General features: G+C 44.9%; 14 protein-coding genes and 1 pseudogene. 4 read left to right on the forward strand and 11 right to left on the reverse strand.

Going from position 1 to position 19865, the window contains the following annotated elements; translation table 11 throughout:
• The first annotated feature begins 415 nt into the window (after positions 1 to 415).
• Positions 416 to 2587: an immunoglobulin-like domain-containing protein gene (locus ACTTJ8_RS08870; RefSeq protein ID WP_442720952.1), complete on the forward strand. Its 2172-nt coding sequence runs from the start codon at positions 416 to 418 to the stop codon at positions 2585 to 2587.
• Between the two features lie 332 nt (positions 2588 to 2919).
• Here ACTTJ8_RS08870 and ACTTJ8_RS08875 read toward each other — a convergent pair whose 3' ends face one another.
• The 3 genes from ACTTJ8_RS08875 to ACTTJ8_RS08885 all read right to left on the reverse strand — a co-directional run bounded on the left by ACTTJ8_RS08875 (position 2920) and on the right by ACTTJ8_RS08885 (position 7313).
• The gene (locus ACTTJ8_RS08875) at positions 2920 to 3603 is read right to left on the reverse strand and encodes a hypothetical protein (RefSeq protein ID WP_442716441.1); all 684 of its coding nucleotides are present in this window, start codon (positions 3601 to 3603) and stop codon (positions 2920 to 2922) included.
• Positions 3604 to 3613: 10 nt separating this feature from the next.
• Positions 3614 to 5701, reverse strand: a complete 2088-nt coding sequence (fusA, locus tag ACTTJ8_RS08880) for an elongation factor G (protein WP_442716440.1) — start codon at positions 5699 to 5701, stop codon at positions 3614 to 3616.
• 154 nt (positions 5702 to 5855) lie between these two features.
• Entirely contained in the window at positions 5856 to 7313 is a 1458-nt protein-coding gene (locus ACTTJ8_RS08885; RefSeq protein WP_442719082.1) for a hypothetical protein, read from the reverse strand.
• A gap of 157 nt (positions 7314 to 7470) precedes the next feature.
• On the opposite strand from ACTTJ8_RS08885, the gene ACTTJ8_RS08890 reads away from it, so the two are divergent.
• The 3 genes and pseudogenes from ACTTJ8_RS08890 to ACTTJ8_RS08900 all read left to right on the forward strand — a co-directional run bounded on the left by ACTTJ8_RS08890 (position 7471) and on the right by ACTTJ8_RS08900 (position 9497).
• The gene (locus ACTTJ8_RS08890) at positions 7471 to 8454 is read left to right on the forward strand and encodes an InlB B-repeat-containing protein (RefSeq protein WP_442720953.1); all 984 of its coding nucleotides are present in this window, start codon (positions 7471 to 7473) and stop codon (positions 8452 to 8454) included.
• Positions 8451 to 8531: pseudogene (locus ACTTJ8_RS08895) on the forward strand (hypothetical protein); the annotation flags it as partial. The gene ACTTJ8_RS08890 and the pseudogene ACTTJ8_RS08895, both read left to right, overlap by 4 nt.
• A gap of 42 nt (positions 8532 to 8573) precedes the next feature.
• Positions 8574 to 9497: a formylglycine-generating enzyme family protein gene (locus ACTTJ8_RS08900; protein WP_442720954.1), complete on the forward strand. Its 924-nt coding sequence runs from the start codon at positions 8574 to 8576 to the stop codon at positions 9495 to 9497.
• 287 nt (positions 9498 to 9784) lie between these two features.
• Here the strand turns inward: ACTTJ8_RS08900 and ACTTJ8_RS08905 are convergent, their stop codons facing one another.
• The 8 genes from ACTTJ8_RS08905 to ACTTJ8_RS08940 all read right to left on the reverse strand — a co-directional run.
• Complete coding sequence (locus ACTTJ8_RS08905) at positions 9785 to 11137, reverse strand: hypothetical protein (protein WP_442720955.1); 1353 nt, start codon at positions 11135 to 11137, stop codon at positions 9785 to 9787.
• Between the two features lie 382 nt (positions 11138 to 11519).
• A complete protein-coding gene (gene dnaJ / locus ACTTJ8_RS08910; RefSeq protein WP_442716436.1) occupies positions 11520 to 12671 on the reverse strand; it encodes a molecular chaperone DnaJ in 1152 nt (383 codons plus the stop codon).
• Positions 12672 to 12793: 122 nt separating this feature from the next.
• Positions 12794 to 13726, reverse strand: coding sequence for an Rpn family recombination-promoting nuclease/putative transposase (locus ACTTJ8_RS08915; RefSeq protein ID WP_442720956.1), 933 nt, complete (start codon positions 13724 to 13726; stop codon positions 12794 to 12796).
• Positions 13727 to 14009: 283 nt separating this feature from the next.
• Positions 14010 to 15911: a molecular chaperone DnaK gene (dnaK, locus tag ACTTJ8_RS08920; RefSeq protein WP_442716552.1), complete on the reverse strand. Its 1902-nt coding sequence runs from the start codon at positions 15909 to 15911 to the stop codon at positions 14010 to 14012.
• 209 nt (positions 15912 to 16120) lie between these two features.
• A complete protein-coding gene (gene grpE, locus ACTTJ8_RS08925) occupies positions 16121 to 16846 on the reverse strand; it encodes a nucleotide exchange factor GrpE (protein ID WP_442720957.1) in 726 nt (241 codons plus the stop codon).
• Between the two features lie 95 nt (positions 16847 to 16941).
• A complete protein-coding gene (locus tag ACTTJ8_RS08930; RefSeq protein WP_442720958.1) occupies positions 16942 to 18084 on the reverse strand; it encodes a lipid II:glycine glycyltransferase FemX in 1143 nt (380 codons plus the stop codon).
• A gap of 88 nt (positions 18085 to 18172) precedes the next feature.
• Entirely contained in the window at positions 18173 to 18616 is a 444-nt protein-coding gene (locus ACTTJ8_RS08935; protein ID WP_442720959.1) for a GAF domain-containing protein, read from the reverse strand.
• Between the two features lie 230 nt (positions 18617 to 18846).
• A partial coding sequence (locus ACTTJ8_RS08940) for a PD-(D/E)XK nuclease domain-containing protein (RefSeq protein ID WP_442720960.1) occupies positions 18847 to 19865 on the reverse strand: 1019 nt, incomplete at its 5' end.

Below are 19865 nucleotides of genomic sequence, written 5' to 3' on the forward strand. Positions count from 1 at the left end.
TCAGCACTCAGCACTCAGCACTCAGCACTCAGCACTCAGCACTCAGCACTCAGCATAATATAGCACCCGATAGAGTTCTCACTCAAAAAATAGACCTTCCATTTTGTTCTGCACCGCTTCTTTGTGCGCTCAAAAAATATACTTCTGCAAAAAGAACTTCCATATACCGGCACTCCTTTGGCATTTTATCAAGCGGCTTCCAGCTGCAATGCTGTAATTTTTTCCTGCTCTTCGTATTAGCGCACAATGCCTTAAAAAATATAGTCTGTAGATTGTCAAGACTACAAGAAAGTTTATTTCCAATCGCCCGCAAGCACATTTCATCAAGCAATGTACACCCTATGGATGTTGTAAATTGGCAAAACATCTGTTTTCAGAGGATCGTATATAAAACTATCAAGATCAGGAGAATATTATGAATTATGATGATGCAAAGACAAGTGCACGTCCTTTTATGAAGCCGCTGTCTACCTGCATTGCGCTTGTTGCTGCAGTAATGTTTTTCGGCTGTAAGCAGAATATAGGCACCGAAAGCAAAACGCCTGCTGCACAGTACAAGGTAACAGTCGAAAAGACCTCCGGCGGTAATGTTACGGTAACACCTGCACTGCCTGAAAGCGGCATGGTAAATAAGAACACTGAACTTACCTTTACCGCAACTATGCTTGGCGGTTACAAGTTTGTAAAATGGGAACATAACGGAGCCGACACCGGCGTGACCGAGCCTACTTACAAGCTGACGGTAACACAGGCAGTGCGGATAAAAGCTGTCTTTACAGTAGATGGAACGCCCATTACCAAACACACGGTAACGCTTACCCCGCCGGTAAACGGAACGGTAACCTCTGTTCCTGAAATTCCATCTGATAAGCAAGTGGCGGACGGTACGGAAATTACCTTTACTGCAACGGCGCAATCCGGCTATGCGGTAGAAAAATGGACGGTTTCTCCGAACACTGCGCTCAAAACAGGCGGCGCTGAGGGAAGCCAAACAGCAACAATAACAATTACCGCAGACACAACAGTAAAAGTGAAATTTAAACCTACCTTAACGGATCAAGAAAAGGTTGAAAAAGCAAAAGAGGCTTTACAACTCAGTTTTCAAAACGGCGATACTGCAGACAATATAAGCTCTCATCGGCTGAATCTTCCTGTGAATGGATTACAAGGAACCAAAATCAGCTGGCAGTCAAACGGGACAAACATAATCGAGATAAAGAAAGAAAATGAATGGAGTTACGGTAGTATTACTCGTCCCGAAGAGAACACGCAGGTAACGCTGACGGCAACCATCACAAAAGGAGCTGCTTCCGCAACAAAGTCCTTTATAGTTACGGTACGCGGCACAAATGAGGATGCGGTAATCAGTGCGGCAGAACAAGCGGTAAGAGCGATTCCTTCATTTATGACGAAAGATACGTCCCCTATTCAGTTAAGAACCAAAGAAACAGTTTCCGTTTCGAACGGCAGCAGTAGTTCTTCTGTTGAGGTTGAGGTCACTATAAATTGGGATGCGAATCCGGCAGGGGTTATCTCAGTTCCGAACGGTACGGTTACACCGCATGAAACGGAAATAAAGAAAGTAACATTGACTGCAACCGCAAAAAAAGGAAATGCCCAAACCCAAAAAACCATTGAGGTAACCGTATATCCTAAAAACAAAGAACCCGATCTTCAAACCGTTGTAGCGAATATTATCAACACAATACCGGCCGAAATTGATGCCGATATTCAGCTGCCGCAGGCTCCCTCAGGGTATAAACTCACATGGTCATCTTCTAATGACAGCATACTAAAGATTGAAGAAAATAGCGGATATATTGAGACATGGGATTTAGTTGACCGGACGGTAGAATTGACTGCAACACTGGAAAAAAATGCTGCCGGTGGAAAGGCAATAAAACCAAAAACGCTTACAATAAAAGCTCGGAAGCAGTTTAGAAACGGCAGCGACGGAAGTAGTTATGAATTTGACGGCAATAAGCTGACGGTACACCGTGTAAATGGTGAACCTGCTGCCGTATACCGTGTGGACATTAATCCCACTGCTAAAACAATAACAGCAACGCTTGAACGCCTGACTTATAAAGATAATAGCCTTATGGAACCTGAAGAAGTTGCAAAACAGGTTTTCGCAGAGAAAGAATTCCCATTTAATCTACAGTTTTCCCTCCTTGACTTGCAGCAGAAAACTTTGGTTACACTGCAAGACATCAAAACCATCACACAACAATTTCCGGATCAGTCTAACGTTACGACCGATCAAGAGCTTTTTGAAAGATGGATTCAAATGGTGCTTCCAGAGATATCCTATGAAGAGTTTTCGAACAAAAATGCGGAAGAGCAGAGTAAGCTGATTAAGAAAGCATTAAAATCAATGCAAAACAGCCTATACAAAGAGTCGAACATGGATGAAAACACCCCGCTTACAGAAGCTTTTGTGAAAATGAAAGAAAATATAAAAAAGAGCGTAACTGCTCACCTTGAAAAAAAAGTCAAACAAGTACATATATATCAGTACCGTATTGAAGGAGATCAACTTACTTTTTCGGGGAAGCCCATTCCAGTGTCTTGGTACGACTTTTAATTCTGCCCAGAGTTGTCCCAAAATTGCAAGTCTATTGGCTTGTTCTGTAAGGGAGTTCATTCAGTTTTTGGACAGTTTCCTTGGATTTAGATGAAATGCTTAAAATTAAGTCATTACTGTATAAAGACTTAATTTTAAACGCGTGGGAATGTCGAAAAAGTAACCATCTCTAAAGACCGCCCCTGCAAATCAGTTTTTAGAGATGTCCAAATCGTTTTACAAAGTCTGTTTGCTGTTTTGCGGACATTAGACCGAATATATAAAAAATCCCTGCCAGCATATTTGCGTGCTGACAGGGATTTTTTTTTAATGTACGACAGGATTCTCAGCAGTTATTTTTCTGCTAAGAGCATAGTCTTAGAATCAAGTTTACAACCGGTGTCAAACTCTGCTTTTTCGCGAGCTTTTAAAGCGTGTATCTTGATGGCTTCCGGAGAAGGTTCCAAATAAAGGATTACATCAAGATCAGCTGCATAAGGCTTTAAATCTGCGTGTATTTCCTTAACCCGTGCATCCGATGAGGCGCTGTACCAAACAAACAGCCCCATCTCCTTTGCAAACGCTTTTATTTGCTGAATGGCTTCTGGTACTGCTTTTGAAAAATCAAAGTCATCGATAACAAGCACAGAAGGTTTTGAACCAACTTCAAAGAGCGCTTTTACTGTCTTAATAATCTGGGTTGTACGCACAATGTCTTGATTAAAATTCAAGACAATACGCCGTGCAATAACCTCAGATTTTAATTCAGCTGCTTTGTCAAGGTGCTTTTTCTCAGCTGTTTCATCAAACATATTGTTATACCACGTAATGGCATAATCAATTTGCTGACTAAAGGAAATATGTACAATCGGTTTTCCCTGCAACAGCTGATCCAGTCCGAGCTGAACTAGCATGGAGGTTTTTCCAACGCCTCTTTTTGCTGTTACAATACCGATTTCTCCGGGTTGTAATGCTCCGCCAAGCGCTTTTTCAAAATTGCGAACAGCACTGCGTTCGATCAAATCCTCTTTAACCATTTTCCGCCTCCTATTTTTGTTCCGCTTTGCGTTTTTCTTCGTACGCTTTAATTAAGCTCTCCGTAATACTCTGAGGAGCTTTGCCGTACTTTGCAAATTCCATTGAGTATTCAGCCTTACCCTGTGTCGAAGAGCGTAAAATGGTGGAAAAACCGAACATTTCACTTAACGGAACCTCTGCATCAACCCGGGTAAACTGGTCATCCTCAGTGGATGCTAATATTATACCACGGCGTTGGTTAATAAGTCCAAAGATATTTCCTTGAAATTCTTGAGGTCCTTCGATTGATACTTTCATAATCGGTTCAAGTACAATCGGGTTTGCTTTTTTGTATGCTTCGCGGAATGCACCGATAGCGGCAGCTTGGAATGCCATATCGGAGGAGTCAACCGGGTGTGTTTGACCGTCGTTGATGGTAACCCGTACACCGACAATGGGGAATCCGATCAGCGTGCCTTTCTTAACGGCAGTTGTAAAGCCCTTATCGCAAGACGGAATGAATTCCGATGGAATAGCGCCGCCTTTAATCTGATCAACAAACTCATAATCCTTTTCAGAAGTCGGTTCAATAAAGCCTGCAACCCGTCCGAACTGACCGGAACCGCCCGTCTGCTTTTTATGAGTATAGTTAAAGTCTGCCCGCTGGCTGATGGCTTCGCGGTATGCAACCTGCGGCATACCGGTTTCTACTTCGCACTTGTATTCACGGCGCATACGCTCAATATACACATCCAAGTGCAGCTCACCCATACCTTGAATAATGGTCTCGTTGGATTCAGGATCAACGTATGTGCGGAATGTCGGGTCTTCTTTGGTAAAGCGGTTTAATGCCTTACCCATCTGATCTGCAGATTTTTTGTCTTTCGGTGTAACGGAAAGAGAAATAACCGGATCCGGAACGAACATAGAACTCATGGCGTAGTTTAAATCCCCACCGCAGAATGTATCACCGGATGCACATTCAATACCAAAGAGGGCAACAATGTCTCCGGGACCGCCTTCGGTAATATCTTCCATTTCAGCAGAGTTCATGCGGACAAGACGACCGACCTTGAACTTCTTGCGGGCACGCGTGTTGTATAGTTCTGCGCCTTTTTTGAGCGTTCCTTGATAGATACGCACATAAGTCAGCTGACCGTATTTGCCGTCCTCCAGCTTAAAGCCGAGCGATACAACAGGATCATTCGGATTTGTACTTAATACAACCGGCTCTTCATTTTTGTCCAAGTTAAGCGCTTTGTTTGTAATCTCCGTGGGATCCGGCAAATAGTAGGTAACAGCATCCAGCAAGGGCTGAATACCTTTGTTTTTATAAGCTGAACCAAGGAATACCGGCACAAACTCTTCTTTCAGAGTCCCAACCCGTATTGCAGCGCGGATCATTTCTTCTGTTTCCGCACCCTCCAAGTACGCTTCTGCAAGCTCATCGGAGAACATAGAAGCAGCATCCAACATTTCATCCCGGTATTTCTTTGCTTCATCAACAAGATGAGCGGGAATTTCTGCAACCCGGATTTCCGTTCCGCCATCACCTTCAAAATAAAGAGCCTTCATAGTTACAAGGTCTACAACACCTTCCAGCTTGTCTTCCAAACCGATGGGGATTTGCATCATGTAGGCATTAAGTCCAAGTTTTTCCCGCAGCTGCATCCGCACTTTTAAAGGGTTTGCACCGGTTCTATCGCACTTATTGACAAATGCAATACGCGGAACATGGTAACGCTTCAGCTGACGGTCAACAGTAATTGACTGGGATTGTACACCGCCGACAGAACAGAGCACCAAGATAGCTCCATCCAAAACACGTAAGGAACGTTCAACTTCAATCGTAAAGTCAACGTGTCCGGGAGTGTCGATAACATTAACTGTATAATCTTTCCATTTAACCTGTGTGGATGCGGACTGAATGGTGATACCTCGCTCCCGCTCCAACTCCATGTTATCCATAACGGCACCGACACCGTCTTTTCCGCGTACTTCATGAATGGTGTGAATACGGTCACAATAAAATAAAATGCGTTCTGAAAGCGTCGTTTTACCCGAGTCAATGTGCGCACTTATACCGATATTTCTCATTTTTGAAATATCACTACTCATAATTCTCCTCCCTCGTTTCTATGGATTTTATAGTCTATTTATACGCAAGATTATAAATTATACTGGAAATACTACAGTGTTGCAAGGGAAAAATTACGAAATATTTGGGATATGAAGAGAGATGGTGTCCCCGCTTGCCTAAACGAAACCGGTTTTATCGCTCGTTCCGCTTGCAATTTATATTTTTGAATAGCAAAGCCGTATCAATATTAAAAATAATAACAGCGGTTTTTGCCTTTGCCGCACGGACTTCAGCCTTTTTATACTCAAGTTCAGCCTGCAAGCTGTCAACCTTGCTGATAATGCCGGCTTTATACCATTGGGCATGATCTTCAGCATTCTGCTTATAGATACTTAATTCCGCGGCAACAGTATTTTGCTGCCATACCAGTTGATCTTTCGCTGTTTTGCTGGTCTGCACTTGTTTTTGATACCGCTCTTTTGCATCTTCTATTTTAAGCTGCTCAATAGCTGCTTCAAGAACAGCATTGCGTTTTTCCAGTTTTCGATATTTGAGTGCAAAAGGATTCCAGTTAAACGCTAAACGGATAGCAGTATTTTTAGGATCAGCAATCGGCACTTCAACACCGGTATAGAGTTTACCGCCCGGGAATTGCATATTCAAACCACCGGACACCGCATGGGTTAGCTCTTTATCGGTTACACTTCCAAAAGATGTCTGAGTCTTATGCAAACGATAACCGGCTTCAGCTCCTATTGAAAACGGCGAAAGAGCAATATCCCGCTTAGCTGTATTTTGTACATACTGCCGTTCAGCTTCAATCAAAGGTTTATAGATAGACTGATCATAACAATCTATATCGACAGCAGCTTGTACCGGTATAGAATCCCATAATTCAGCTAAAAAAGTATAAGGTTCGATATTTTCTGCTATTCCGCAGCTTTCCGCAAACATACGGTATGATGCAGAAAAGCTAAAATCAGCATTTCGGCGCTCCCGTGAAGCCCCTAACAGTTCCAAACCGGCAGTACGCATTTTTGTTGAATTTTCAGCATATCCCTGTGCTTTTATTTGATTATATTGTATCTCGGCTTTTACTTCATGCAATTCTTTATCAAGAACTGCCATATAATCATCTAATAAGCCTTGAATATCCTGAAGGAACAGCTTTTCTGTAAGAGAGATACCTTCAACTGCCGCTTGCCGTGCAGTATCTGCCTCGGATTGCGCAAGATTGAGGGTGTATTTGCGGCTTTCAGCATTTTTTGAATAAATATCCGTAGATACGGTTACTTCCGTTCCAAGGCTTTGCGTTTGCGTCACCCCGGAACTACCGGGTATATTCCCCGTACGGGCTGCTTTACTATATGGAACACTAACCTTAATACCGGTATTATTATAAGAAGGGAGAGAAACTGATGCATACGGACTTGTTTTAATGCCGGTTGTTGCTGTATTACCGTTCAGCAACAACCGGGTATCTCCGCTACCGACTTCTAATACCGTCAATGCTTCCGACCGTGCTTTTTCCGCTTTATTAGCAGCTATATCAGCCTGCATCTGAAGCTGCCGATAAGCACTACTGTGGAAGATACGGTAATCTAATAGTTTTTGATAAAGAGGAGATGATTCGGCTTCAGCTATTAACAAGTGAGTACAGCACAGCAAAAGCACACATAAAAATATATATCTTGTACAAATATATTGTTTCATTGTAGTATTTATCTCAGTATTTTAAATATACCAAAGCAGATATACCTGTCAACCACTATCATCTGCTTTTCTAAGAATGATGAGGATATTTATTATGAATGTAAAAACATCCACAGGGTACGCCCGTTTCTTTTGCTTAACAGTAGCGTTGATACTCGGCACTGCCGTAATGAGCTGTAAGATGAACGTTGATACTACCGCTGAAAAGTTCACGGTCTCTTTTAGTGTAAACGGAGAACACGGTGTACTAACAGCTAAAACCGCTGATGGGACGAACATCAGTACCGGGAACAGCATAGAAAAAGGTAAAACTGTTATCTTTACGGCTAAACCGGCAGCGCATTATGAAGTTGATACGTGGTCGATTGTAGAAGGTGCTTTTGAAGCAGGTACCGGCTCATCGGGTAACACGACTGCAAAGGTGAAGATCGACACAAACATAACAGTAAAAGTAAGCTTCAAGGCATCCGTATTGCCGGTAGTCTTTACTGTAAACGGCGAGAACGGAACACTAACGGCTAAAACAGAGGATGGCACAGAAGTCAATACCGGAAACAGCGTAACATACGGTAAAACTGTTATCTTTACGGCAGAGCCTCACGCAGGCTATATGGTAAGCAGCTGGGCAGGCATTACACCGCCTACACCGAATGCAGAAAGAGTGACGCACAAAGTTACAGACAGTATCACCATTACGGTGGCTTTTAAACCGATTCCTCCCGTATTGTATACCGTAACCATGGAGCACGGTGAACATGGTGCTATATCTGCAAATCCTTCTCTTGCCGAAGATAATAAAGTAGCCCGGAATACGGAGATTGAGTTCAGAGCAAGTCCCGATGACAGATATGCTGTTGATAAATGGGAAATCTCAGGAGGAACGCTATTGTCAGGCGGAAAACCGGGAAATACCACGGCAAACATAAAAATTACCGCAGACACAACGGTAAAAGTAAGATTTAAAAAACGAACGTATCAGGTAACATTCGCGCAAGCGATGCGCATGGGTCCGTTACTGCAACAGTATTACACGGTTCAGAAATCCAGACAGGTCAGCATCTTGAGTATGAAACAATAGTTACGTTCACAGCAACACCCAATCCCGGCTACACTATAGGTGTTTGGACGATAAACGGCGTCCCCAGTAACACAACCAAAAACTATAAACATACCATAAAAGAGAACTTAGACGTGCAGATGAGCTTTACACCTATTGCCAATGATCAGGATTTTACGGTAGACAGTGTTACTTTTAAGATGAAAGGGATATCCGCTGTAATAAATGGTTTGGTAGGAGATCATAATCAAAGTGATAATCAGCAGCACAGGGTAAGTTTAACAGCATACTTTATCGGAGAAACAGAAGTAACTCAAGAGCTATGGGAAAGGGTGATGAATAAAAATCCCAGCTTTTTTGACAATAGCGGAAATAAGCAGGTGCCGAGAACGACACTAACAGTTGATACGAATATTGCAAGCGGTGAAGAACAGATAAAGCGTCCGGTGGATACTATCAACTGGTATCACGCAATCGCGTTCTGCAATAAACTTAGTCTAAAATTACAGCGTGAACCATGCTATACAGTAACAGTTTCAGGTACTCCCGTTAATTTTGAAACTCTTTCATTTGCCGATATACCCACAAGAAATAATGATGACTGGAACAAGGCTGTATTGGATATGAGCAAGAACGGTTTCCGGCTGCCGACAGATGCTGAATGGGAATGGGCAGCAAAAGGAGGTTCGGATAATAAATGGGCAGGAACGAATGAAAGGATAGAGCTCAAAAACTATGCCTGGTATAAAAATGAGGAAGGCGGGAACGCTGATGGTAAAACACATCAAGTCGCCAAAAAGCAGCCGAACGGATACGGGCTATACGATATAGGGGGGAATGTCTCTGAATGGTGCTGGGATTTATACGATACCCGTTCACCTCGCGGCGAGCAAACCGATCCAACAGGGTTTGATGTTCATTCTATAACGCCCCCTCCAATCCGTCGCAACTGGCGCGGCGGAAGTTTTATTTCTCGTCCGGATACAATAGCTCACGCCCATCGAAATCCTCAGAATGCATACTACACCGACCGTCTTTTAGGTATGCGTTTGGTATGCAGGTAATATAACATAACAAGGCAGTTGTAGTTGAGTTTAATCCCCTACGCTATGCGCAGAATGCCGGGGTATTAGCCCTTTGCGCGCATCAACAATCCCGACGAGGCATGTGAGCATTACCCTCCGCACGAATCAACATATCCCGACGCGATCGTCGGGGTATTAAACTCTCCACACGAATAAAAAGCTTTTTCGTGCGTGGGACACTAGGCTTCCTCGTTCACACAGCCTCGTTCTTTTTGGTAGCTCTAAAAGCTATACCTGAGTTTTTAGCGGTGCCTCGTTCTTTTCTCTTAAAACTCATACGAGGCGGTAAGTCTGATAAAGCTATTGCGGGAAAACTGTCCGAGGTTTCCGGTCTGTTTACCGCCGAAGATACCGATGTTACAATCCAGAAGCAGGGTTGCCAGCTGCCAATGAAAACCCGGCATAATACAGAAGTCTGCGTCTTCAAGCCCAACCAGAGCACTGAGCTTCCACTCAATAGAGTTACGGAAGAGCGTCTGTGCTACGGAAAAGACCAGCTTTGTATCTGTTGCTTTTTTACCCTGTTCAACATCATAGCTGTTAGAAATGCTGCTGTGATGGAGTCTGATGTTTTCTGCTGCAGTGAGACTGAACGTAAAGCCGAGCGGTGCGGAATAGGCGGTTCCGACATTCCATGCCAAGAATGGATTATATATGGAAGGGTTAGTCCCCCGTACATCGGACGTAATATTCGCAGCAAGTTCCGCACTGAGCGATACGGCACCAAGCCCTATACCGTAGTCGATACCGATATGGTGATAGGGATTGTAGAGACCGGTAAAGGTTGCAGGGGAAAGGGTTTCAAACGCAAGTTCCGGCAGCCGACCGTAAAAATACTGAATACCGAAGTCGTGTTTGCCTGCGATAGCAGCCGTAAGCCGCCCGCCTCCCTGCGAATATTCGAGGGTATTAGTACTAGGTGCATGAAAGACCGAAGTGCTGCTGTCCCAGGGTTGATCAAACCAGCGAAACTGCGGCGAATACCAGCGGTCGTTTTTTCCGGTAACAATGCGGTTTCCTTCAAATACCGGTAAATAGACACCTTCCAGTTTGAGATCATGGGGAAGATACACGACAGCAGATATGAGCGGGCGGGCAATCTTCATCTCCTGCGGATCATATATCAGTGTAAGATCCGTTTTATCCCGAGGATTGACAATATCAAGAACGCTCAAATCTTCTGCGCGCCCCCAGTTCATCTTTTGCACGCCGCCGCTAATCACCACCGGACCAAAGAGCATTTTAAGATATGCTTCGTCTATCCACTGCGCAATCTGCGGCGGATTTGGAAACACCGCCTGACTCGTACCCAATGCCGGTGCAAGCGTTTTACCGTTCAGCTTAACACCAAAGTATGCTTCCGTCAGCGGAGCCGTTGCGTGAACATGCAGCTTTCCCTCAATCAGCGAGCCGGGCTGCACATCCTTAAAAGTCTTAAAATCATTAAAATAGAATGCACCGCCAAGGGAAAGTTTGCCTCCCATATTGATTGAAAACACACTGTCTGACTCCTCCGTACTATCAAAGCCGAAATCATCAGCTGCCTCTTCTGCATTCAACGCCGCCGCACAGCACAGACAAAACAGAATGCTTATTACTATGGAATTTTTTTTCATCATCTTCCCCCATCTTTTGAAAAATAATACGTCAAACATTCGCTTTTGCGTAACGATACCGTGACTGCTCCCGCTTCCAGCACTTTTGAAAAGCGAGTGTTCAGAAGAGTACATCCGTGTACACTTCTGAACCTGAGTTTTTGCATCGCAAAAACATCACTGCTGCATGAAACCACCGCCATCCTTGGCGGTACTGCTACATTGAGAACTGTTTTCAGTAGCGGCACGGATGCCGTAGCTCCCCCTACCTCCAGCGCTTTTGAAAATAGACGATGCAGATGCTAGGAGCCTAGCCGAAATAAAGCGGAGGCGTACTTGTTGTACGTTGAGCATTTATTTCGGCGTAGCGACAACGCAGATGCGCCGTATATTTTCAAAAGGGGGGCTATAACTTAGACAGCGGCACAATATCCGGTGCCGTATTTTCCCCTTCGAGTGCAGAAAATTCGCTGAGCAGTTTCTTACCGCTGGAAGAAAGCCTCGTCGGTATTTTTATGATGACCTTGAGGTAGAGGTCGCCGGTTCTGCCGCTTGCAGCAGGAACGCCTTCACCCCGGACGCGTACAGCATCGCCGTGCTGTGTACCGGCTGGAATTTTGACCGTCAACTGTTTATCAGTGAGTGACTTGATAGAAATTTCGGCACCGAGAGCTGCCTGTGTCATAGAAATGGGAACCACACAGTAGAGATCATTTCCATGCCGTTCAAACAAATGATGCGGTTTAATAAAGATGAACACGTAGAGGTCGCCGTAATCACCGCCGCCGGAACCGGCATTTCCTTGTTTAGGGATGGTGATGCGCTTGCCTTCTTCGACACCGGCAGGAATGGTGATCAATATCTTCTGCTTTTTCCGCTCTAAGCCGGAACCGCTGCATTTTTTACACGGATTTTCGATAATGGTTCCCGCGCCACCGCATCGCCGGCAGGTACTCGCGATGGAGAAAAAGCCGGTGTTCTGCCGTACCTGTCCGGTACCCTTGCAGTCGGGGCACATCTTTCGACCGCCCCCGCCAGCGCTTCCCGAGCCTTTGCACTCCGTACAATGCTCATCGCGTGAATACTGTATTTCTATCTTCTTACCGTATACCGCGTCGGTAAACTCGATTTGCAAATCATACCGGAGGTTTGCACCTCGTGCGGGTCCGCCGCTGCCACGTGAAGAACCGCGGCTCGATGAACCGAACCCGCCGAATCCTCCGAAGCCACCTCCGCCGAATAAGCTTTCAAATAGATCAGAAAGCCCTCCCCCTCCGCCGAAAATATCTTCAAAACCTTGGAATGCAGACGGATCAAAACCTCCGCCCATGTTTTTTACGCCGTCAAAGCCGTATTGGTCATAAACGCTGCGTTTTTTGTCGTCAATAAGCACTTCGTAGGCTTCAGTCGCCTCTTTAAATTTTTCTTCCGCTTCTTTATTTCCGGGGTTTTTGTCAGGGTGATATTGAATTGCCAATTTGCGGTAGGCTTTTTTTATTTCATCGGCGGTAGCGGTCTTTGCTACGCCCAATACCTCATAATAATCTCGTTGTGCCAAAGTAAGCTCCTAGGGTTTGATCATAAATAATATATAATAACAATAAATAGACTAAGAAAGCAATAACGCAAATACTACCATTCAGGGATTCCGCATCATAAAAATATTAGAGACTTTTCTCATTATTGATTAAGTGTCTCCACTTCCTGTACGGTTAAACCAGTTGCTTTTGCGATATTTTCAATAGATAAACCTATCACAAGTAAGTTACGTGCCGTTTCAAGAGCTTTTTGTCGAGAACCCCTTGCTTCGCCTTCAGCAAGCCCGAGCGATTTACCTCTTGCTTCGCCTTCAGCAAGCCCGAGCGATTTACCCCGCTCGACCCCCGCACTGAATTGAGTCTCTGAGATGGTCGCTATATCGCTTTTCAGCTTCATTCTTGACTCATACAATTTCCGTTCTGTCGGCGATAAAGTTAATACGTCTATCTTTTCATTCAGCATTTGTAATACCGGTGACTTCGTTGCTATCATCGCTCTCTCCTTCTTATTGGCTGCTCCTATAAATCGCAGCCAGTTAATAAGCTGACCTCGTTTACCAGCCCCTTTCCCTTCTTCTTTCGCCCTTTTTGCTGCGTGCAAGTCCAAAAAATGTATTTCAAGCACATCTGTTAGTACGGTATGCGCTGTCTTTTCTTGTAGCAGGTACTCTGAATGAATAGCATCATTGAGCCTGAAACCGTCTGCAATAATATTGATTGCGATACATCTATGCAGTTTATCATACGATTTGCCGGCTTTAAAATCTGCCGTGTACATCTTTGCCCAGTAGAATAGCGTTCGTTTTACAAATGATGCATTCCACAACGCTTGTATCTCTATGTCGATAACCGTGCCGTTGGTGAGTTTGAGTTTTACGTCCAGAATACCCGTTTTATCGCTGAACTCTTCTTTCGTCAACTCTTTATCCATGAATTCAAGATCGAGAACCTGTTGCGGTGTAAGGTCAAGAATGCACTCCAGAAAGTCCTGCAAGAGCGGTTTATTTTCTTCCGAGCCTAACAAGCGTTTGAACGCATAATCATTAGTGAGGGTTATCTGTAGTTCGTCTTCCATAGCCGTAGAAAGTATATGGTATTAGGAGTTAAAATGCAACGTGCGGATCATAGAAGAAAAACGCAAGGTAGGAAGGGGGAATGCCGGTATTTGCGTTATTATGATTGAGTACATGATCCGTTCAACATTGTACCATGATAAAACCTGTTCCATAATAGCGTATAGGTTATCCCTAAAGACTAAGGTCTTTAGGGGTTTCTCATAGGGTTTTGTACAAAACCCGTATCTTTTGGTTTTAAAGCATCCCTAAAATCCTAGTGGATATTTAGGGATGCCTATCGGTTTATTTATCTTCGTCTTTTACGACTTCGTAGTCAACGTCGTCGGCGGTTCCCTTTGTAGGACCGCTTTCAGTTGCGCCTGCTCCGGCAGCACCAGCCGCGGCACCCTGCTGCTTATACATTTCTTCTGCAATCTTGTAGGCAGCTTGCTGGAGCGCTTCGGTCTTTGACTTAATGTCGGCAGTATCTCCGCCTTCAAGAGATTTCTTCAAAGCTGCAATAGCTTCTTCGATGCGCTGCTTGTCGGCTGCATTAACCTTATCACCCATTTCCTTCAAGGTCTTTTCAGTCTGGTAGATCATTGAATCTGCTTCGTTGCGTACCTCAATCTTTTCCCGCTCTTTCTTATCGTTTTCAGCATTGGCTTCCGCTTCTTTTACCATGCGGTTGATCTCGTCTTCGCTCAAGCCGCTGGAACTTTCGATGCGGATGTGCTGCTCTTTACCGGTACCGAGGTCTTTTGCGGAGACGTGTACAATACCGTTTGCGTCGATGTCGAAGGTAACTTCAATCTGCGGAACACCGCGGGGAGCCGGAGGAATACCGACCAAGTCGAAGTTGCCGAGCGTCCGGTTCTGGCTTGCCATACCGCGTTCACCCTGCAAGACATGGATGGAAACTGCAGTCTGTCCGTCAGCCGCAGTCGAGAACACCTGACTCTTGCGGGTAGGAATGGTGGTATTGCGGTTAATCAACGGAGTAAACACGCCGCCCATTGTTTCGATACCGAGTGAAAGCGGGGTAACGTCCAAGAGCAATACGTCTTTGACATCGCCGCCCAAGATACCGCCTTGGATAGCAGCTCCAACTGCAACTGCTTCGTCCGGGTTTACGCCTTTTGAACCTTCTTTACCGAAAATCTCTTTGATAATCTGAGCAACCTTCGGCATACGGGTGGAACCGCCGACCAGCAGAATTTCGTCGATCTGGCTTGCTTCAAGTCCCGCATCCTTCAAGGCTTTGCGGCATGGTTCTTTTGTCCGCTCAAAAAGATCATCGGTCATCTGCTCAAACTTTGCACGGGTCAGTGTTTTCTGCAAGTGCTTGGGGCCGTTTGCATCGGCGGTGATGAACGGAAGGTTGATTTCCGTTTCTGCGCGGCTGGAAAGCTCAATCTTTGCTTTTTCCGCCGCTTCACGGAGCCGCTGTAATGCCATACGATCCTGTGAAAGGTCGATACCCTGATCTGCCTTGAATTCTTTTTCAAGCCATTCTACAATGCGGTTATCAAAGTCGTCGCCACCCAGGTGGGTATCACCGTTGGTTGACTTAACCTCGAATACGCCGTCGCCCAATTCCAAAATCGAAATATCGAAGGTACCGCCGCCAAGGTCATATACCGCAATAATCTTCTCTTTCTTTGAGTCTTTATTGAATCCGAATGCAAGCGAAGCCGCCGTCGGTTCATTGATAATGCGCTTTACATCCAGCCCGGCAATCTTACCGGCATCTTTTGTCGCTTGGCGCTGTGCGTCGTTAAAGTATGCAGGAACAGTGATAACCGCTTCCGTTACTGTTTCGCCTAAATAATCTTCTGCAGTTTTCTTCATCTTTTGCAGGATAAAAGCCGAAATTTCCTGTGTCGAATATTTTTTACCGTCTACTTCGATACGGACATCATCACCCTGCGGTACCAGCTTATACGGAACGCGCTTGAGTTCGTCGGTCAGCTCGTTATACCGATGCCCGATAAACCGCTTTACCGAGTACACTGTTCCTTCCGGATTGGTAATCATTTGGTTTTTAGCAGGTTGCCCGACAATCCGTTCATCTTTTTTGAATGCAACAATAGAAGGTGTGGTGCGCCCCCCTTCAGCATTTGAAATAACAACAGGCTCTCCGCCTTCCATAATTGCAACACAAGAGTTGGTTGTTCCTAAGTCAATTCCGATAATCTTTCCCATAATAAAATCTCCTTCCTATGCACCCCGTACGGGATATTAAACCTGTTCGGAAACTTGCATTTCTGAACAGGTTACCTTGAATTGTGATGTTCTAAATCGTGCGATTTAGAACTCGTCGACCTGTTCGGCAACGTAGTTAGCGAACAGGTCTATTATCTTATAGTCCATAGACAGCTCCGAAAAGCTCAATGAGCGTAATCGGAAGCCTATTATTTTTCCTCTGCCGGCGCAGGCATCAATACCATGACCTTTGCCGACCGGAGTATTCGTTCTTTTAGTTTATAGCCTTTTTGCAGTTCAGCCCCGACGGTGGGTTCCGTAACTTCTGTTGAGGGGTTGGTTGCAACCGCTTCATGAATTTCAGGATCAAACACCTTTCCTTGTACTTCATAATACTGCAAGCCATATTTCGACTCCAACAGTGAAAGTAAGCCGTTGCGGATCATCTGTACGCCCTGCATCAATGCCTCCGTACCATCTGTTCCCGCCTTCTGTCCGGCTTCAATAGCACGGTCAAAGTCATCCAATATTTGCAGCAAGTCGGAAAGCAAATTGCTGTTTGCGTAGTCAATAGCTTCTTGCTTTTCTTTGATCATACGTTTGCGGTAGTTATCGAAGTCTGCCGCTTTGCGTAAATATTGATCCTGTAACTCCCTGCACTTTGCTTCGAGCTGTGCATTCTTTTCTGCATCCGATGGTTCCGTTTTAGCTTCTTTGCCGGGTTCCGCAGTTTGCACAGTCTCGGCACCGGTTGCGATATCCGCTTGTGTTTTTTGCTGACCGGTAGGCTGCGTTTCCGTATGCACTTCTTCCTTTTCAGCATGGACTCCGTGTGTCTGTGCAGCTGCATTGTTTTCTTCGCATCCGGATTCCGGAATCTGTGCGTCTATCGGCTGGGTTTCATTCTCATGTTTCTTTCCGTGTTTCTTTGTCATTCCATCCTCATTCAGCGCTTTATCAATCTATCAGCAGAGCTGCTGTTTTTGTTTCTCGGCTGATGAATAGAAAATACTAACGGAATCGCAAATGGTCAAGAAAAAAGACCGCGCAGCTTCTTTTTTACCGTTTTAAACCAAAAAGCACGCAGCTGTTCTGCCAAAGCATAGAGATAGTAAAGACAGCGGCATACCGGAATATCTATGGTTCCGACACGGTGAATAATAGACCCGCCAAAACCGGTTTTGAAGCGGTAGAGTCCATACATTGGGTGATCAGGGTCATCGCGGGGAGGAATACCATAAAAATCGTATGAGCGGCAGCCATAGTTTCGGGCATCTTGAATAGCCTGCCACTGCAGCAGGTAGGCTGGCATCAGATTACGGTGTTCGTTGGAGGATGCTCCGTACAAATAGACAGCTTCATACGGAGTAAAAAGAGTGATAATTGCAGCGAGCGGTTTTTCTTCAAAGAAAGCACCATACACCGAAACAGTGATTCCTTCCGCCGCATAGTGAGGATCAGCTGCTAATCGGCATAAAGACCGGTAATAATCCTCGGAGTGGATAGCAATGCCATCCCGCACCGCGGTTTCACAGTAAAGCGGGTAAAAAAACTGAATACCGCGTTCTGCCTCAGTGCCTGTAAAACGCCGGATTTCCACTCCTTTTTTTTCTGCAAGCCGGATGTTATATCGCCATTTCGGTTTACATTCAGCAAGGAGGGTTTCAAGCGGAAGGCTTAAATCAAGCTGTACGGTATCGGGCGGCTGAATATCGGTTTGTGCTTTTAAAAGCTGATACGGTACTTTTTCCGTTGTGTAAGGAGTAAGCGGAAACTGATCTTCGCGCTGTTCCGTTTTGGTATTTTTAACGGTGCATTCCCACGGGGGATCAAAGCGTATCAAAAAAACACTGCCCGGCAGCAGCGGTACTAATTTTTCTGCAAGATCGCTTAAAAAAAGTCCGCGTCTTTGTGCACATTCGGGAGAAAGAGAATCGCAATCAGCTAAAAGCGGCGGTCCCATCGGAATATACGCAAGGAGTCCAAAAGGGGGGAGGGGTCGCAGCAGCACGGTGAGCAAAAAAGAATGGGTGTCTGCCGCATATAGCTCATATTGCCGATATTCCCATCCATGCTGTTTTTTAAATTCCGCCCAAAAGCGAGTTTGTAAAAAACGCTCAGCAGACAGCTCTGAATGAACGTCCGTACAATCCTTAATAGTTACTGTATTCATAGTTTTCTCAGCACGATAGCGGAAAAGTGTTCTTTTGTCAAAGCTCAAAGCGGATTATCAATAGATATCCGCACCTCTGAAAACCGGCTTATACTACCAATTTCTCGGCAAAAATCTGTGCAATTTGTTCGATAAAGAGCCTATCCTCATCGGTAAAACGGTTATACTCTGCCGAATCCAGATCAATAACGCCGTACAGAATAGAACCGCGCAGCACGGGAACTACCATCTCGCTTCTACTGGCAGCATCGCAGGCAATATGCCCGGGAAATGCGTGCACATCAGGCACGATAATGCTTTTCTGATGCGAAACACAATAACCGCAAACACCCTTTCCCAGAGCAATCCTGTAACACGCAGGTTTTCCCTGAAAGGGGCCTAAAACCAGATCAGTATCTCGTAAAATATAAAAACCAGCCCAGTTTAATCGAGGCATTGTCTCCATAATAAAGGCGCTGGTATTTGCCATCAAGGCAATACTATCAGTCTCGCCTTCAATTAATGCATGATATTGTGCATATTTTTCTTGCATGATTACTCCAATGATCACTCCTCCGTACGCTGCTGTGAACGGGGAAATAATCTTTTTTAATATTTCTCAAGCCCTCATCAAGGTGCTGATGGGCATCTCTAAAAACACAGTTAGCTTTTTTAGAGGTACCCAGCGAGTCTAAAATTCAATCTTTATACAATAGTGATTTTATTTTAAACGTCACAACCAAATCTAAGGAAAGGCTGGGAAAGAGGCAATATGCAGATAGTTTAGTTTTCCAGCACTTCGGTTTTCCAGTCTTTTATCGTGCGTGTTTCTTCATCAAAAGAGCTTCCTACCAGCACAATTTTCTTGCTATCAGCTTTGTACCGTTCTGCATAGCCGTTCTTTTGTATCTGGTTGAGGGCATCTTCCGCACTGCCATTGCCGGAAAGCTTAAACTCGAAGATATAAACACTAGCCGCTGTTTGTACAATACAATCCGCACGTCCAGTTGAACAATGCACCTCCGTCTGTACAAACTGTCCCATCAGTGCAAAGACGAGATACACTGCCGTCTGGTAGTTCTGTTCCCTCAGTTTCAGCTTGTCCTTCGGGAAATCATCATACGGTATGCTTGAGATAATCGCCTGCATCCGCTCCATAAACTCATCCACATTGCCCTTACGGATGTCCTGTATAAACCGTCCCACCCATACCCCTGTTTGACCGAACGGTACATCGGAGTATGCCGGTAACAGATTATGCAAAAAACCGTACCGTACTTCATTATTGGGAAAACCAAGCCGGTACAGCCTCAGATCACTGATATACTCCTTGATCGTTAAATATCCCGCTTGAAACAGAATCGGCAATGCATCTTGAGCAACAGCCCGATAGGTTTGCAAGCCTTCTTCATCAAGTTCAACCTTTCCATCAAGGTTGGGGATATAATAGTGCGCTTCTTTTAAGAAGTTAACCAAAAAAGTCGGCGTTCCCGTACCGAACCAGTAACTTTTGAGCTCTTTATCATCAAAAGCATTGAGAATGCTATAGGGGTTATACATTCCTACCCCTGCCGGGTGGAATAGGTAGCCGTCATACCACTGTTTTAGGGCAGCAAGCGCCTGCGAATAGTCGAGCTTTTGTTTTTCTGCAAGGGCTTGTATCTCCGGTTGAAAATTTGTTTCAAGCTCTGTTTGACTCATACCGCAGATGCCTGTATAGGTCTCATTGAGGCTGATGTCTTTAAGATTATTCAAATCGCTGAAAATGCTGATTTTGCTGAACTTGGTAACACCGGTGAGAA

Source organism: Treponema sp., from assembly GCF_052169735.1.
In the GTDB taxonomy this organism is placed as follows: domain Bacteria; phylum Spirochaetota; class Spirochaetia; order Treponematales; family Treponemataceae; genus Treponema.